This is a genomic window from Magnetospirillum sp. WYHS-4, from assembly GCA_039908345.1.
Taxonomy (GTDB): Bacteria; Pseudomonadota; Alphaproteobacteria; order Rhodospirillales; family GLO-3; genus JAMOBD01.
On sequence record JAMOBD010000022.1, the window covers coordinates 25949 to 40004 of the forward strand.

A 14056-nucleotide genomic window follows, 5' to 3' on the forward strand; every position below is an offset into this window, starting at 1 on the left:
CCGATGACGATATCTCTCGTCTCGCAGGTCATTCCGCCGCCTCCTCTACGCAGGTCTCGGCCTCGTTGCCCCAGGCGTCCCAGCCCGGCCGGGCGGGCCCGCGCCGGAACAGTTCGATCCGGGGCAGCCCGGGCCAGAGTTCCTCGAGCACCTGGGCGTAGATTTCCGGCTTCTCGCTATGCCGGCCGCGCGGGTATTCCAGGCAGGACAGGGGCGCCTCGCCCTGGGCCGGGGCCGGGAAGGCCCCCTTCACGCCGATCAGCAGGACCTCGTGGTTGTTGATGCCCCAATGGCCAGTGCCGCCCTTGTCCTTCTTCCAGACCCAGTGGGACCGGTATTCGAATCCCCAGGCCTCCAGCACCTTCAGGGCGTTGGCCAGTTGCGGCGTGGTGGCCCACAGGAACAGGACGGAATCGGGCGCCGCGAGGCCCGCCACGTCCATGGCGGCGATCTCCTCCAAAGCCATCAGCGGGTAATGATTCTCGGGGCTCCTGTTGCCCCCGCCGGGGCCCCAGGTCTCGAACGGCCAGGGCGGATCGGCGTAGATGACCCCGTACTTGCCTTCCGGCCATGCGGCGGCCTTCCCCGCCAGCTTGCGCACCTTGCGGTCGCGCTGCGCCTGGCGCACCGCCACGGGCGCCTTGGCGCCCTTGGTGACTGCCTCGACGATCCGCGCCTGGTCGGGCGGGGCCATGCGGGCGGCCGTCTCCGCCGCCGTCACCGTCATCGCGCCCCGGTCCACCTGGTCCACCAGGTCGGGGGCGCCGTCCTGCAACACCTTGCGGGCCATCATCACGGCCCGGCGGGAGACGTTGAGCATGTCGGCCGCCGCGTCCGCCGTGATGGCGGAGTGCAAATTTGCACTCCTCGGGTCGACGCGGGTAAGCCGCGCCGCCGCCATGGCGCGGGCGGACTCGTCCATGTGGCGCCGGGCCACGTTGCGGGCAAGCACCTCCCGGATCATGTCCTCCTCCGCGCCCTCGTATTCGCGGTAGGCCGGCTCGACCCCGGCGGCCAGGCAGGCGGCCTGGCGGTTCTGGCCGTCGACCACCTGGCCCCGCCAAGTGAGGATCGGCTCGCGCAGCCCGACTTGCCGGACGGAGGCGACCATCAGGTCGAAGTCGGCCCCCCGCAGCAAGGGGAAGGCGGCGCAGACGGGATGCAGGGGCAGCGGCTTGATGGTCATTCAAGGGCTCCAAAGGATTGTTGGGTCAAGGGCATCTCCGCCCGGATCAGGGCTTCCAGGCCGGGCGGGACGCGCCGCAGGCCCTGGTGGCCGCGCATCGGCATAAAAGTCTTGAGGACCCGGAGGTTGGAGGTGTGCCAGGCGGCCCGGCCGTGGCCGTAATTTCCGAGGGCGTATTCCAGGGGCGACACGATGCGGGCGGCCGCCTCCGTGGCGGTCCACCCGTCCAGCGTCACGACGCATAAGGCCTGACCTCGCGGCAGGCCGGCAGCCGCCAGCGCATGCAGCGGCGCAAGCAATTGGACATCCGCGCCCTGCCGCGCACCGAACTCGACGATATCGCGGATCATCCAGAGGTCCTCTTGGCGATTGCCCGCCAGCCCGGCATGGATGACCAGGTCGCAGCCCAGGGCGTCCTTGGGCGGGGCCCAGGACCGGGTCTCGTTGACTTTGATCCTCAGCGCCATCGCCGTAGCCCAGGGCTGGACGAGGGTTAACTTATACATGGGGGGTATGTGGATCGTCATTGCGCGGGCTCCCAAAACTGGCAGGCCGGGGAACCGACCTTGATGTCGGTCCCGGCGCCGAAGGTCCACTTGACCAGGCCGCACTTGACCAGGCCGCACTTGTGGTAGGTCCTGCCCCGCCCGTGCCCGGTGCGGTGCCGACAGGTCTTGCAGGTCTCTCCTTGGGGGCCGCCGCCCGGCCGCGCGGCGTAGCCCTTGGCCGGACGGGCGGGCACGTTGGGGACCACGTTGCCCCACAGGTCGATCTGCGGGCTCATGGCCGGCCCCCGTGACAGGGACCGGCCACGTCCTCGCGGCTACCGCCGCCGTTGCGGCGGCTTGGGGTTGCTCCAGACCAGGCGTAGGCCGAAGCGGCGTGGCGTGCTGGATTCCTCCAGCAGGCGGGGAAGCTCCGCCTGGAGGCGGTCCTCCCGGACCCGCCTATCCATGGGCGTCCTCCCCGGCCTTCATCTCGGCCAGGGCGAACCTGAGCTGCTTGTCGGGATTGCCGGGCCAGTCGGGCAGCAGGCCGCAGTCCTGCATGGCCTCCCAGGTGTCGTCGATCTCCGACGAGGTCAGCCCGAGCTGGTGCTGGATCGAGCTCCAGCCGTAGCCGCCCTCGTGATGCAGCCGGTGCACCCGGCTCCAACGCTGCCTGGTCACCAGCAACTGCATGGTCAGGTTGCGGTTGAACCGCCGCAGCAGGGCGAGTTCCTTCATCAGCCCCGGATGGGCCGCGTCGCCCAGGATGAAGTGGCGGTAGAGCACCTCGTCGCAGTGCTGTTGGTAGGCGATCAGCTTGTCCCGCGCTTCCGGCTTGACCCGGTTGGGATGGATGGTCATCAGCCAACCGAAGAGACGGCGCTGGGGCAGGCAAGTCACCGACCGATTTTGGTCGTCTCCAGGCATCTGCATCACCATGATGGTGACGCCCCAGCGCTCCGAATTGCTGCTCAGCTTGCGGTGCTGGACCTGCCAAGCCAGCCCGAGGGCATCGCAGATCGGCTTGATGGGCACCATCTGCTCCCCGTCCTGGACGATGTAGGACAGGACGTCGCCCTGGAAGGGCACGGAAATCAGGTTCGCCGACATGGCTCAGGCCTCCTTGGACAGGGCGTTCAGGTTGGAAAAGGCGGCGGCCGCCACATGCTGGCATGCCATCCGCACCAGGGCGCACTTGAACGCCCTGTCGCACTTCGCCTTGCACCACAGCAGGTGCGCGAGATAGGCGGGGGAATTGGCCTTGTGGGCGTTGGCGACCAGCCAGCCGTCCACCAGCGCGCGGGCGCGCGCCGACTTGTCCGTGTCGTGTTGGGTCATGAGAAAAGCTCCTGTATGTGGTCGATCCAACCGACCACCGGAGCCCTTTGCCGAGGCCCTGGCGGCCGGACGTGCACGTTCGGCAAAGAACCGCCCACACAGGAAAACGGCTAGCCCGAAGGCTAACGCACACGCCCGACCATGGGAAAGCCGCGCTCGACGGAATCGGCGCGGCTTGGGCGCCTGTATGAACGGTGGGGGCTTTGCCGACCCCCGCCGGCACCTTTTGCGTACCGGCACCGTCCAGGCTGCGCCCGGAGGAAATGAAAGTCAAGACCGCGAAAACGACTCGCCAATCCGCTGGCGATTGCGCTACCCTGCGCCCATTCGTTGCATGAACGGGGAGAATGAAATGGAGATTTTCCTGGCCATACTGTGGGTGGCCCTGTGGGCCGGCACCTGCGCCATCGTCGCGGGCGCCGCGCGGGGGCGCAGTCCCTTCGGCTGGGCCATCCTGGGGGCCTTGGTTTCGATGTTCGCCCTGATCGTCCTGCTGGCCCTGCCCAAGCGGGAAACGCGGGTCAAGGGCTGTCCGCGCTGCGCGGAACTGGTCAAGGACAAGGCCCTCGTCTGCCGGTTCTGCGGCCACGAATTCGCCGTCGCGACCGAATAGCCGGTCGGGGGACGAGCCATGTTCGGATCGAACAAGGGCGCCATGCCGCCGCCGGGCTGGAATCCGGGCGCCAAGGCCGGGCCGGAAATCAAGCTGCCGAGGGTGTCCGCCGCCGGGGTGCTGACCGTGCTGGTCGCCGTCAACCTGGTAGGACTGCCCTTGGCGGGGATCGCCTGGGCCGGCGCCAACGCGGCGCGGGGCGTTGTCGCCATCCTGGAGGCCGGCCTGCTGGTCTGGATCGGCCTGCTGACCAACGTGGCCCTCTTGGTCCACGCCCGCAAGGCCAAGCTGCTGGCGGCGATCCTGGCGCGGCTGGAAGCCAAGCCCTAGCATTACGCATCTCCCCTCAGCCTGGCGCCATAGGAGGCCCGGTCGTTGACCGCGGCCACCAGGTCGTGCCAGTCGCCGCCCGCCGCGATCCAGGCCCGCACCAGGTTGTCGGCCGCCGGCAGGTCGCCGGGCACCGCCCGGAGGCAGCCGTTCAGCGCGGCCCCCCGGAGGCAGGCCATGCCGTCCAGGACGGACCGGGGCGTTTCCCGGCGGCGCCGGATGTAGCCGTCAATTTCCAGGACGGCGGCGAGGGCGGCGGCGATCATGTCACTTCTCCCCCGCGCACCAGGGCTGGCGGGCGCCGCCGTCGTAGCGGCGGGCCAGGCCGGCGGCGATCAGCACGTCCGCCAACTCACGGCCATCCGGCAGGATCACGCGCCCTAGCAGCCGGCCGTACTTGTCCTGGCCGTCCAGGTGGATGGACACCCGCGCCCCCGCCGGGACCAGCATCTTGACGAGCGCCGTGGCATCGCGGGCGGCGGCCTTTTCAGCGGAGCATTTGCCGTGGAGCTCCGGGGTGTCCACCCCGGCCACCCGCAGCCTGTCTCGCGCGACAACGCCCGGCCATACCGGGGCATCAATCGCGATGGTGTCGCCGTCGATCACCCCGGTGACGGTCGCCTCGTACACCGGCCAGGCGGCTGCCGAGCCGGCGTAGATCCAGAGCATGACGGCCGCCAGCGCGGTGCGGGCGCCGGCGAGCGCCGCCCGCCGCGGCCGGCCAGATGGCGCCGGACGATCCAGGTACTTGATCCGGGCAATGGGGTAGCGCAGGAGGACGGCTGGGTCGTCTGGCCGGAACCGGATCATGATCTTCTGCCCCGGCACGACGTGGTCGTCGAGCAGATCCGTGCCGACCCACGCCCAGGCCTGGCACGGGGCGCTGTCGATCACCTCCCCGTCCATGACTTCCCACCAGAGGAAGTCCTGTCCGTGATCTTCAAACTGCAGCCTCATGTGGCGCTTTCCGTTCGGCATGGCTATGCCCTCCTGCTCTCGAGAATGACGATGAAATCGGCGATGGCCCGGTAGGCGGTCGCCCGCCCGACGGCGGGGGACACCCCGGGAACGCGATAGTCGCGTCCGTCCCACCGGGCCGTGGCATCCAGTACCCTGGCGATGCCGAGTTTGCTTCCCATCATGAGAGGCGCGGCGTTGCCGCAGGGCCGGCGGGCCACGTCGATGACCCCGGTCCTGGGCCCCAGCATGATGCAGTGGGCGTGGAAGGTGCTGCTCATGGCCGTGCCCCAGGCCACAGCGCCACCACGACCGCGAGCGCCCCCAGGGCGACGATGGCGGTCTCCATGAGGGCGGTCATGTCCGGCGTCCTTCCAGCCGATCCCAGGACTGGACGGCCTGGATGGCCAGGGCGGCGATGTCGAGGAGGATGCCCCGATAGGACACATACTGCCCCCCAGGCAGGAGACAGCAGCCGGCCATGGCGCCATCCACGACGATGGCCGTGAGACCGTCGATTTTACCTCGCAGCACGCACAGCCAGTCGTCGGCCCCATGCCGGTCGTCGTGGAAGACGGCGCCTCGCTGGACGTCCAGTTGCACGCGGGCCATGACCTCGGCGACGACTTGATCCAGTGGGCTCATTCGGCACCGCCTTCCGGCGCGGCCGGGGCGTCGACCGGGCGCACCATGCCGGCGCGGGGATCGACGGCGCTGGCCAGGTCGATGGTGACCGCCAGCCAGTTGTCGGTCGGGCGGGCGCGCCGGTAGAAGCGCAGGTAGGTCTTGCTGCCCTCGATCCGGATGCTGTCGCCGATGGCCTCCATGGCCTTCCGCCAGCGTTCGTCGTCGATCTCGACGCGGCGCAACGAGAAGATGGCCTCCCGGCTCACTTGTCCTTCCTTGTCGGTCTGGAAGGCGCGCTCGATCAGGGCCCGCAGCTCGGCCCGCGACCCTTCCATCCATTCGGCGAGGCACTGGTCGATCAGGGCCTTGGCAACCTGCAATTCCGGCCCGAAGGTCAGGCGGTCGGCCACGGCCACCTGCACCTTGCACGTGCCGTCGTAGCTATTGAAGGTCATGTTGCCCTTGGTGCCGGCGCCGAGGGTCGTGTCGTACTTTTCGGCCAGCAGGGCCATGAAGGCCCCGATGTCGTCGAAGCAATGGCCCTTGAAGCGGGCGATCTGGGCGGACAGATCATCGGCGTAGCCCAGGATGCGGCGCACCAGGTCGTCTTCCAGCTTGTCGGTCGGCTTGACCTGGTCGAGGAAGACGAGGCGTTCCTTTCGGTCGCGCATGTATTCGTGGCCGCCCACCACGATCACGGCGGGCGAGAGGATGGAGGGGCTGTCAGCGGTATTCGTCATGGCGGGTCTCCGGGAAAAGAGTTTAGGGATCAGGGAAAAGAGGCGGCCCAGGCCGATGTAGAGCACCGGCAGGATGGCGATCACCGGCAAGGCGACATACCGGGCCTGGTTGAGGGCGCGGCGGAGGCGGCGGCGGGTGGCGATGCTCATGCCGCCCTCCGGCTGGCGAGGGCGACGACGTTGCCGGCGCACTGCCGACGCCACGCCATGGCCAGGACATAGACGGCGTCATCCCAGGACGGCGCGCGGGCGGACCAGGCATGGCCGCAGGCCTCGATCACCTCGCGCGGGGTGTATCCAGCCTCCACCGCCCACAGGGCCTGCTCGATGGCGATGGCATGGCTGCCGTCCAGCACGGCCTGGCAGGCGCTGTTCATATGAGCCTCCCGGTCTGCGCGAGCGCCCCCAGCAGGGCGACGGCGATCTCGGTCGCCTCGCCATGGACCGAGCCATGGCTGTGGCCGGACAGGTGGCCGACGGCCCTGTCCACCGCGTCGGCCAGGATGACCGGCGGGCCGGCGGGCTCCGACAGCAAAACGCCGGCCGTCTCGACGAGGAGCCAGTACCGGTCTTCGGCGTCGGCGGCGACGATCCGCCGGCCGCCGGACCTATGGGGCACGACGGTCAAGGCGACCGCCGCCACCGGCCGGCCCTGCCAGACGATCTCGATGGGGGCGGCGTATTCGTCGGTCAGCATGGCCGCGTTCCTTCCTGCAGGGCGCCGGCATGTCCCGCTTTACGGGCTCGGACCACGGCATCGGCGAACACCAGGTCGGGTCCCCGCCTGGACATCCAGATGCCGACGCAGGACAGCAACGCCTTGTAGACAGGCAGGGCGTCGACGTCGCGGGACACATCGCCCGCCGCCACCGACAGCAGGCCGGCCACGGCGGCGGCGTGGACCCACGCCATCTGGATTTCGGTCATGTCCGCCATCCGCATGGTGGACGATGCCAGTTGCATGGCGGCATCCGCCGCCTGTTCCTGGTCGGCCGCCAGCCGCGCCGGATTTACTTCCGCCGATGGGGCGACCAGGGGTAGGTAGGCAAGTTCCTGCGGCCGGATCTGGCCGGCCGATGCGATGAGGTTCCAGAAAGCCGACGCGATGGACCCGTCCTTTTCATCGCAGGCCGCCGCCAGCACGACGTAGGCCGTCAGGACGGCCCGCGCCAGGTCGCGCCCGCCCATGCCCTCGGCCAGGCGGGCGTTGATGTCGGCGACCATCGCCGCCATGGCCGCCCGCTCGAAGGCGGTCGGGCTTTCGCCGGCCCCTGGTTCCGCAAGGTGGATTTGCATGGTCATGGCCGTTCCTCCAGGTTTGCCAGGTGTTGCAGGATCGCGGCCTCCAGGGCCGCCTTGGTTTTCGCCGGGTACTTGCCGGCCACGTAGCTGCTCAATGCCGACCGGCTGTAGCCGATGCGCTCGGCCACCCCGGCAATGCCTCTCGGGTGGACGTCCACGGCGGCCAGGGCCCATCCCAGGGGCCCGATGGGCCGGGTGGTGCCGTCGTTTCGGTCGTAGATTTGCTGTCGCTGCACCCGCTCGACGGGCGCCATGGGCCCGCTGTCGCGGACCAGGGACCAGCGGAAGGGACCGTTGGCCGGTGCCTTCAGGGCCAACAGGTAGCCGGCTTTTGCCAGGGCCTTGCAGTAACGCCGGGCATCGTCGGTGGCGACCGTCTCGCCGGCCGGGGCGGCCCTGGCCACCAGGCAGGCCGCCGTGAATTTCCCGGCCGCCCGCATGGCGGCCCAGTACTTGTCCCGCATGGTCCGCCGCCGCGGTTGGTAGGGGCCATCCTGGGTGCGGGGACCGGACTTGCCGGCCACGATCACCGGGCCGCCGGGCGCCGCCAGCAGGCTGCGCCCCGCGGCGGTTGCCTTGTAACAGCCGGCTTCCTTGCGGATCGCCAGGCGCCTGGTCACCAGGCGGGCCATGGCCTGCTGGAGGCCGGGATGGGCGGCGATCCCGGTGACGGCCGCCAGGTCGGCCAGGCGATGGCACTTGCCATCCGCCAGGGCCAGCAGGGCGGCCTCCATGTTGGGGGACCGGCGCTTATCCGTATCTGGGCGGGGTTTGCGGGCCATCAACGCGCCCCCGGCACCTTGACCGGCTTGGTCGTCTCGCGGTCGTTGAACAGCACGGCGCCGGCCAGGGCGGCCAGGTCCACCGGCCGGCCGGGGTTGCGCCGCCCGGCCCGCTCGACGGGGGCCAGGGCTTCCTTGATTTCCCGCGCCCGCCCCTTGGTTTCGGCATAGAGGAAGTCCACCAGGTCGGGGGCCACCTCGGCCTCGCACAGCCCCTTCACCAGGGCGTCCACGTCCTGCCGGGACAGGCGCTGGAATTCGACCCGCTGGCCGACGCGGGACGCGATCTGAGGATAGCGCTTCAGCTGGTGGCTGATCTTGCCCATGCCGACGAAGACGAAGGGGATTTCCAGGGAATCGGACAGGTCCCGCAGGGTCTCCATCGCCCGGCCGTTGCCGATGATGTGGTCGGCCTCATCGATCAGCACGGCCGGCGTCAGGCCGTCCCGTTCCGCCTGCTTGGCGAGCCTCGCCAGGTGTTCCAGCGCCTGGCGGTACATCTTCTCGAAGCTGTTGGCGGGCGGTTCCGTCGTGACCCGGCCCAGCAGGTCGCGCAGCATCCAGGACGGGGTCCATTCGCGCTTGGCGCGCAGCAGCACCGCGCCTTGTTGGACCGCCCACCATTCGGCCGTGCGGGTCTTGGAAAGACCAGGTTCGCCGTCCACCACCATCAGGCAGGCCTCGCCGGCTCCCCGGTCCCGGAGCGCCGCCAGGGCGGCCACGAAGGCCTTGGTATTACTGGTCATGACGAACGTGTTGCGCATCGCGTTACATCCTCTCTCTCAGGCGGCAAGGGATTTCAGGGGGTCGATGGAGATTCCCTCCATTTCCAGCAACATCCGGAACTCGCCCATCCCGAGGCGCTCGGCCAGCAGGCGGCGGTCGTCGTCGGTGGCGCGATCCGGGTGATCGGCGAGCCATGATGCCCATTCGAGGTCGCTGAAGAAGTTGGGCCGGGCATTGGGGTGCTGGACGATCTGCGCGGCCGGCTGGACGGGTTCGGCGCGGGCGGCCATGGCGGCGATCTCCGCGTCCGCCATCTCCAGGGCCTCGGCGTCCAAGGGCATGACGGGGGCATGCTCGATCAGCGCGGCGGGGTTCAGCTCGGCCTCGATCTCGGCCCGCTGGACGTCCAGGCGCCGGATGCGCCCTTGGGCGCGCTTCTCGGCCGCCTGGCGCATCTTGGAGACCGGATAGAACTCCGTCCGGTGCCCGTTCCACAGGGCCTCGCCGATCAGCCGGCCCTCGATGTCCCGCACCCACACCCGGTGGGCGTCATGGATGTCGTAGCCGACCAGGACCTCCTCGCCGTGCCGGTGTTCCAGCGCCGGCAGGTAGTAGCTGTTGCCGAGCCACGACACCAGGCCGCGCCGGGTCTTGCGGCGGATTTGCGGCCGGAACAGGTCCTGGGCCTCGGCCTCCGTCAGCACGTCCGGGACGAAGCCTTCCGCGACCGCCCGGTCCCACATCTCGTCCGGGGACATGTGGCGCTTGCGCCCGTCCTCGCCCCGGACCTTGGGCAGCCCCCGGTGCGGCCGGGCGTTGTAGGCGGCCACCGCCTCCTCGCACAGCCGCATGAACTCCGGCCAGTCGATCAGCAGGCGGGACCGGCCGAATTCCTTGATTTCCTTCCGGGTTACTTTGAAGGCGCGCTGGCGGGCCTCGTCATCCATCGCCGCGCCCATGTAGGTGGGCAGGGTCTTCGCCGCCTTCACCCACAGCGACTGGTTCAGGCGTTCGATGATGCCGTGGCCCTGGGGGTTCCTGGGGATGCCGAATTCGTGGGTCACTTCCAGCCGGGCCAGCAGGCCGGTCACCGGATCGTCCAGGGCGGCGTTCTTCTCGCCCGGCCCCCGGTCGGAATAGGCGATGGCGCAGATCCCGGTGGTGCTGAACGCATGCCGGTAGGCGTCGGCCACCGCGATGGTGTTCTCGGCCAGCGCCACCGACCACCCGGCCACCCGGCGGGTGAAGGCGTCGATGATGGTGGTGATCTCCGGCCGGAACGGCTGGCCGTGGGCCGGGTGCGCGACTTCGGCATCAAAGCTGTGCCCGTCCGGGACGTAGACCGCGGTTGGCCAGAGGTTGTCCGTGGATCGCGCGCGGTAGGCCCGCATGGCCTTCAAGGCACGGGGACCCATGCGACCCTGGTGGCGGGTCAAGTTGGAACAGCTGTCCAGGAACCGCCGCGCCTGGTCGTAGGTGGGCGCGGCGATCCCGCTGCCCGCCAGCGCCGCCGGGAGGTCCTGCTCCACGATGCCCAGCAGGGACGGCTTCTGCGGCCGGCCCCAAAGGCGCAACAGATCGGGCGCCCAGTCGGGGATCTCGGACTCGCGGGACGGCCGGGGCGCCAGGGCCGCCGCCCCGCCCTCGGCATGGGCGTTGCACCAGTTGATAAGTGTGGCGCGGGACAGCGTCCGGGCCCCGGTCTTGCCGGCGCGGGCATTGGCGGCCGGAACCAGGGCGGCGATCCGGGGCTCCGCCGTGCCCTCGCGGATCGCAGCCACCAGGGCAGTGGACCCGGCCGACATGGACACGTGCAGGGCCGCTTGCAGGCGGGAAACCTCGGCCACCAGGGCTGCGCGGGCTTCCATGCACTGGCGCTGCCAGTCCTTCAGATGGGAAAAAAGCGGTGCCGCCGGGGGGAGCGCGCGAGCGCGGGGGGTGTCCCCCCCTTGCTCGAGACTCCCCGTCCCCGCGCCATGCGAGAGAGAGGGGGCCTTGGCCGGCGGCACCGCCGAGGTTGAGAGCGCGCGGGTGTGGCCGCGGCCCTCGGGGATGACGGCCGGGAGGGGAAGGGAGGATATGCCCCCGGCCGCCGAAGAGATGGTCTCCACCCCGCCGGAAACGGCCTGCGCCATGATGTGCTCCCGCGTCGCCGGGGGAAGGCTGGTGAGGTGGTATTCCTGGCCGCCGCCACGTCCCGAACGGGGCTGCGACTTCCAACCCGCGCGCCCGGCCTTAAGCTGCACGCCGCGTTCCGTTCCCGGCATCCCCGGCATCCCGGCCAGCTCGGCGGCGGACCACCAGGGCTTCATGGCCGGGCCCCCTTCCAGGTGCGCCTGGCCATCCGCCGGCGCTGGGCCATCTCCTCCATCTTGTCGTCGAACATCGCGTCTTCGATGGCCGCCAGATAGCGATCCTCGACCAGGCTGTGCCCGACGGGCTCCGCGCCGATCTGCAGGGGCCGCACGTCGCCGGTCACCTGCACCAGCGCGATCAGGCGCAGGTAGGGGATGGTGTGGTCCTCGCGCGCCTCGGACGCATAGGCGTCCAGCATGTTCTTGGTGACCTCCTCGGCCAGGTAGGCCGACATTTCCGCCGCCACCTGGTCGCGGTCCTTGCCCGTTTCCTTCAGCGCCGCCGCCACCGCCTTGGCGATCCGCCCCCTGAGGGACGCGGCCCGCACCTCGGCCTCCTCGAATTTCCGCACGACGGCTGGTGGCTCCCAGGCGAACAGGTCCTTCGTAATGCTGTCCCGCTTCATGCCCGGCCTCCGGCGCAAAGGCCGGCCGGGCGGGCGTCGATCCCCAACGCGCGAAGGATGACGCCGCCCGGCCGTTCCGCTACCTTCGGGTGATGCGAAACCAACCCGAGGAGGGAACCGATGACGACACGGCCCGTGACATACGCGGAGGCAATGAAGCTGCTGATGGCATGGGGGGATCGGCGCGTTCCCGCCAAGCCGGGCCCTTCCCCCATGGATTTCTCGCTGGAGGATGATTGCGAGCACGTCTGCCACTGGATCGCCGACGACCCTGAGCGCGACTTGTCGTCGGTTGAACCCAGAATGCTCAGCCACCTGAGGCAGAGACTGCTCTTTGCCATCGCGGCCTGCATGACTCGGGCACCCGACGAGGTCATTGGTCGGGTCCCTCGCGATCTGACGCCGGACCAAGTCCTAGCCGTTCTAATCGGCGTGCAACTTGCGGGAACGAGGCTCCCTCCCGAATGGCGCCCTCGATGACGCCGCGAATTTCCTCCAGGGCCTCCGCCGGCAGGTTTGCGGCCACATTGAAGGCTCGCGCCTTCTGGCGTCGCTGGAGGGGGGACAGGCGAACAAACCCCCTGTTCATGCCGCCCTCCTCTTTTGACGGTGACCGGGGACGCCGGCCGCGTTAATCTGCATCCAGACGGTGGGAGACACCGGAGAGCCCGTGAGGTGGTAGCGGCTGGGCCAGACCTGGTGCGGCGCCAATCCCAGGGCGGCGGCCAGGATTTCCTGGGCCCGCGGCTGGGGGCGGTACTTGGCCTTGGTCAGCGACCACTTCGTGATCCCGTGGCGGGCGGCCAGGGACGTGATGCTGAGGCCCCTGGCCTCCAGCCCGGCCTTGATCCGCCACCAGGGCCAGTCGCGGCGCTTCGATGCCATTCTTCCGTCTCTCCTGAGGAGCGGCCCCATGCCGGGAGCCGCTTTTTCCGGGGTGTCAAAGGTCAACTTGTGGGATGACAATGGCAAGTTCGGGCCATGCCGTCAAGCCAGTTCTGCGATTTCGGAGTTCGGCAGCACGTCGATTTGGCTATGCTGGCTATAGCGCATTGATTTTGCGGCGTCTTTCGGAACTCCGAAATTTCGGAGTTCAGCGTGGCTTGATTTCGGAGTTTCCCTCATGAACCCAGAAATGACGGACAACCTCGCGAATCGCATTAGGCAGTGCGCCGATATGGCAGGAAGTGGCGACGAGCTATCCCGCCGATCTGGCGTTCCTCGTCGGACGCTTGAGAACTACCTATCTGGTCGATCCGAGCCAAAGGCCACAACGCTTGCGGCGTTGGCGCGTCCGGTCGGTGTGTCTCTGGATTGGTTGATTACTGGCGAGGGACCGATGCTGGCCGGGGAGGCCGCGCCGCCGCCCGAGCGGCCTGCCGGCGGCCTGGACGCCGAGCTGCTGGGCTTGGTGGTCGAGGGCGTGGAAGCCTTGTACAAGGCCGAGTCCGCGCGCCTGACGCGCCGCGACCTGGGGCGCCTGGCCGCCCGCGTCCATGATGACCTGGTGGCCGCCTATGATACCGCCGAGGAGCGCCGCATCGGCCTCAAGCTGGCCCTGGAGCACCTGCGCCGGGAGCTGCGTTCCGCCCCCGTCGCGCCCGATCAGGGCAAACTGTCGGCCTGAGGCTGATCGCTGGCGCCCCGCGCGGAGTTGTAGCGGGCGGCGTTCCTCGCGTCATCCTACGGACCATCGTAGGGTCCGACCACTTCATGGCCAAAACCCGCCCATCCCCGAGTCCAGAACCGACCGCCAATTCCCCCGTTCCTGCCCAAACGAGTCCAAAACCTCGTTTTGCCCCGCCTTCCCCCGAAGCCCTTGCCCACCGCCCGTTTCGCCCCGGTTTCCCCGATCCGGACAGAGTCCAGAACTGGTCACCTCCCTACACCTGGCCGATACTTACCTCCGCCGCCTGCTTGGCCACGACCTGCCGGACGGCGCCCGCCGGGCCCTGATCGGCGACGCGGAACCGGAACGGATTCCGGTGGGCGTGCTGAAGGACGAATGGGAAAAGCGGCATCCCTCCGACACCATGGAATGCACGCCGGAGAAGTGCCCGCCCGTCACGCCGCGCCCCCTCGGCACAGTGAACGCCGCCGACCCGGTCCCGCCGCCGCGGCTCATGGTGGATCGGCTGGACGACCCCGAGGAGGAAGACCGCCAACGCCGCCTGGCCCATATCGAACGCCGCCGCGCCGAACGCGG

General features: G+C 69.4%; 22 protein-coding genes. 4 read left to right on the forward strand and 18 right to left on the reverse strand.

The window, feature by feature from the left end:
- Positions 1-28: 28 nt before the first annotated feature.
- The 5 genes from H7841_08355 to H7841_08375 form a co-directional block, all read right to left on the reverse strand.
- Positions 29-1186: an MT-A70 family methyltransferase gene (locus H7841_08355; GenBank protein MEO5336891.1), complete on the reverse strand. Its 1158-nt coding sequence runs from the start codon at positions 1184-1186 to the stop codon at positions 29-31.
- The gene (locus tag H7841_08360; GenBank protein MEO5336892.1) at positions 1183-1653 is read right to left on the reverse strand and encodes a hypothetical protein; all 471 of its coding nucleotides are present in this window, start codon (positions 1651-1653) and stop codon (positions 1183-1185) included. Before H7841_08360 ends, H7841_08355 begins: the two co-directional genes overlap by 4 nt.
- Positions 1654-1709: 56 nt before the next feature.
- The gene (locus H7841_08365; protein ID MEO5336893.1) at positions 1710-1970 is read right to left on the reverse strand and encodes a hypothetical protein; all 261 of its coding nucleotides are present in this window, start codon (positions 1968-1970) and stop codon (positions 1710-1712) included.
- 163 nt (positions 1971-2133) lie between these two features.
- Entirely contained in the window at positions 2134-2784 is a 651-nt protein-coding gene (locus H7841_08370) for a phage antirepressor N-terminal domain-containing protein (protein MEO5336894.1), read from the reverse strand.
- 3 nt (positions 2785-2787) lie between these two features.
- Positions 2788-3012: a hypothetical protein gene (locus tag H7841_08375; GenBank protein MEO5336895.1), complete on the reverse strand. Its 225-nt coding sequence runs from the start codon at positions 3010-3012 to the stop codon at positions 2788-2790.
- Positions 3013-3364: 352 nt separating this feature from the next.
- On the opposite strand from H7841_08375, the gene H7841_08380 reads away from it, so the two are divergent.
- Entirely contained in the window at positions 3365-3625 is a 261-nt protein-coding gene (locus H7841_08380) for a zinc ribbon domain-containing protein (protein ID MEO5336896.1), read from the forward strand.
- An 18-nt stretch (positions 3626-3643) separates the two neighbouring features.
- Positions 3644-3955 (forward strand): hypothetical protein, encoded by a 312-nt coding sequence (locus H7841_08385; GenBank protein MEO5336897.1) that lies wholly within the window; start codon positions 3644-3646, stop codon positions 3953-3955.
- A 2-nt stretch (positions 3956-3957) separates the two neighbouring features.
- Here H7841_08385 and H7841_08390 read toward each other — a convergent pair whose 3' ends face one another.
- The 13 genes from H7841_08390 to H7841_08450 form a co-directional block, all read right to left on the reverse strand.
- Positions 3958-4221, reverse strand: coding sequence for a hypothetical protein (locus H7841_08390; GenBank protein MEO5336898.1), 264 nt, complete (start codon positions 4219-4221; stop codon positions 3958-3960).
- 1 nt (position 4222) lies between these two features.
- Entirely contained in the window at positions 4223-4933 is a 711-nt protein-coding gene (locus H7841_08395) for a thermonuclease family protein (GenBank protein ID MEO5336899.1), read from the reverse strand.
- 2 nt (positions 4934-4935) lie between these two features.
- Positions 4936-5193 carry a hypothetical protein gene (locus H7841_08400; protein ID MEO5336900.1) on the reverse strand — a complete coding sequence of 86 codons (258 nt, stop codon included), beginning with the start codon at positions 5191-5193 and terminating at the stop codon, positions 4936-4938.
- Positions 5194-5269: 76 nt separating this feature from the next.
- Positions 5270-5557 (reverse strand): hypothetical protein, encoded by a 288-nt coding sequence (locus H7841_08405; protein MEO5336901.1) that lies wholly within the window; start codon positions 5555-5557, stop codon positions 5270-5272.
- Positions 5554-6429 carry a DUF3164 family protein gene (locus H7841_08410; protein ID MEO5336902.1) on the reverse strand — a complete coding sequence of 292 codons (876 nt, stop codon included), beginning with the start codon at positions 6427-6429 and terminating at the stop codon, positions 5554-5556. Before H7841_08410 ends, H7841_08405 begins: the two co-directional genes overlap by 4 nt.
- Positions 6426-6656, reverse strand: coding sequence for a hypothetical protein (locus H7841_08415; GenBank protein MEO5336903.1), 231 nt, complete (start codon positions 6654-6656; stop codon positions 6426-6428). The genes H7841_08410 and H7841_08415 overlap by 4 nt, the downstream gene beginning before the upstream one ends.
- The gene (locus tag H7841_08420; GenBank protein ID MEO5336904.1) at positions 6653-6976 is read right to left on the reverse strand and encodes a hypothetical protein; all 324 of its coding nucleotides are present in this window, start codon (positions 6974-6976) and stop codon (positions 6653-6655) included. The genes H7841_08415 and H7841_08420 overlap by 4 nt, the downstream gene beginning before the upstream one ends.
- Complete coding sequence (locus tag H7841_08425) at positions 6970-7581, reverse strand: hypothetical protein (GenBank protein ID MEO5336905.1); 612 nt, start codon at positions 7579-7581, stop codon at positions 6970-6972. The genes H7841_08420 and H7841_08425 overlap by 7 nt, the downstream gene beginning before the upstream one ends.
- On the reverse strand, positions 7578-8363 hold the full coding sequence (locus H7841_08430; GenBank protein ID MEO5336906.1) for a hypothetical protein: 786 nt from the start codon (positions 8361-8363) through the stop codon (positions 7578-7580). The genes H7841_08425 and H7841_08430 overlap by 4 nt, the downstream gene beginning before the upstream one ends.
- Positions 8363-9127 (reverse strand): ATP-binding protein, encoded by a 765-nt coding sequence (locus H7841_08435; protein ID MEO5336907.1) that lies wholly within the window; start codon positions 9125-9127, stop codon positions 8363-8365. The genes H7841_08430 and H7841_08435 overlap by 1 nt, the downstream gene beginning before the upstream one ends.
- Before the next feature lie 18 nt (positions 9128-9145).
- Positions 9146-11401 carry a Mu transposase C-terminal domain-containing protein gene (locus H7841_08440; protein MEO5336908.1) on the reverse strand — a complete coding sequence of 752 codons (2256 nt, stop codon included), beginning with the start codon at positions 11399-11401 and terminating at the stop codon, positions 9146-9148.
- The gene (locus H7841_08445; protein MEO5336909.1) at positions 11398-11850 is read right to left on the reverse strand and encodes a DNA transposition protein; all 453 of its coding nucleotides are present in this window, start codon (positions 11848-11850) and stop codon (positions 11398-11400) included. The genes H7841_08440 and H7841_08445 overlap by 4 nt, the downstream gene beginning before the upstream one ends.
- A gap of 585 nt (positions 11851-12435) precedes the next feature.
- Positions 12436-12735, reverse strand: a complete 300-nt coding sequence (locus H7841_08450; GenBank protein ID MEO5336910.1) for a helix-turn-helix domain-containing protein — start codon at positions 12733-12735, stop codon at positions 12436-12438.
- 454 nt (positions 12736-13189) lie between these two features.
- Between H7841_08450 and H7841_08455 the strand changes: the two genes are divergently transcribed.
- Together H7841_08455 and H7841_08460 are read left to right on the forward strand one after the other, a co-directional pair.
- Positions 13190-13477, forward strand: coding sequence for a hypothetical protein (locus tag H7841_08455; GenBank protein ID MEO5336911.1), 288 nt, complete (start codon positions 13190-13192; stop codon positions 13475-13477).
- Positions 13478-13835: 358 nt separating this feature from the next.
- Positions 13836-14056 (forward strand): hypothetical protein (locus tag H7841_08460; protein MEO5336912.1); only part of this gene is annotated, 221 nt, incomplete at its 3' end.

Bases quoted from the DNA above. Each gene is read 5' to 3' on its own strand.
- H7841_08355 (MEO5336891.1), bottom strand. From the start codon at position 1,186: ATGACCATCAAGCCGCTGCCCCTGCATCCCGTCTGCGCCGCCTTCCCC.
- H7841_08360 (MEO5336892.1), bottom strand. From the start codon at position 1,653: ATGGCGCTGAGGATCAAAGTCAACGAGACCCGGTCCTGGGCCCCGCCC.
- H7841_08365 (MEO5336893.1), bottom strand. From the start codon at position 1,970: ATGAGCCCGCAGATCGACCTGTGGGGCAACGTGGTCCCCAACGTGCCC.
- H7841_08370 (MEO5336894.1), bottom strand. From the start codon at position 2,784: ATGTCGGCGAACCTGATTTCCGTGCCCTTCCAGGGCGACGTCCTGTCC.
- H7841_08375 (MEO5336895.1), bottom strand. From the start codon at position 3,012: ATGACCCAACACGACACGGACAAGTCGGCGCGCGCCCGCGCGCTGGTG.
- H7841_08380 (MEO5336896.1), top strand. From the start codon at position 3,365: ATGGAGATTTTCCTGGCCATACTGTGGGTGGCCCTGTGGGCCGGCACC.
- H7841_08385 (MEO5336897.1), top strand. From the start codon at position 3,644: ATGTTCGGATCGAACAAGGGCGCCATGCCGCCGCCGGGCTGGAATCCG.
- H7841_08390 (MEO5336898.1), bottom strand. From the start codon at position 4,221: ATGATCGCCGCCGCCCTCGCCGCCGTCCTGGAAATTGACGGCTACATC.
- H7841_08395 (MEO5336899.1), bottom strand. From the start codon at position 4,933: ATGCCGAACGGAAAGCGCCACATGAGGCTGCAGTTTGAAGATCACGGA.
- H7841_08400 (MEO5336900.1), bottom strand. From the start codon at position 5,193: ATGAGCAGCACCTTCCACGCCCACTGCATCATGCTGGGGCCCAGGACC.
- H7841_08405 (MEO5336901.1), bottom strand. From the start codon at position 5,557: ATGAGCCCACTGGATCAAGTCGTCGCCGAGGTCATGGCCCGCGTGCAA.
- H7841_08410 (MEO5336902.1), bottom strand. From the start codon at position 6,429: ATGAGCATCGCCACCCGCCGCCGCCTCCGCCGCGCCCTCAACCAGGCC.
- H7841_08415 (MEO5336903.1), bottom strand. From the start codon at position 6,656: ATGAACAGCGCCTGCCAGGCCGTGCTGGACGGCAGCCATGCCATCGCC.
- H7841_08420 (MEO5336904.1), bottom strand. From the start codon at position 6,976: ATGCTGACCGACGAATACGCCGCCCCCATCGAGATCGTCTGGCAGGGC.
- H7841_08425 (MEO5336905.1), bottom strand. From the start codon at position 7,581: ATGACCATGCAAATCCACCTTGCGGAACCAGGGGCCGGCGAAAGCCCG.
- H7841_08430 (MEO5336906.1), bottom strand. From the start codon at position 8,363: ATGGCCCGCAAACCCCGCCCAGATACGGATAAGCGCCGGTCCCCCAAC.
- H7841_08435 (MEO5336907.1), bottom strand. From the start codon at position 9,127: ATGCGCAACACGTTCGTCATGACCAGTAATACCAAGGCCTTCGTGGCC.
- H7841_08440 (MEO5336908.1), bottom strand. From the start codon at position 11,401: ATGAAGCCCTGGTGGTCCGCCGCCGAGCTGGCCGGGATGCCGGGGATG.
- H7841_08445 (MEO5336909.1), bottom strand. From the start codon at position 11,850: ATGAAGCGGGACAGCATTACGAAGGACCTGTTCGCCTGGGAGCCACCA.
- H7841_08450 (MEO5336910.1), bottom strand. From the start codon at position 12,735: ATGGCATCGAAGCGCCGCGACTGGCCCTGGTGGCGGATCAAGGCCGGG.
- H7841_08455 (MEO5336911.1), top strand. From the start codon at position 13,190: ATGCTGGCCGGGGAGGCCGCGCCGCCGCCCGAGCGGCCTGCCGGCGGC.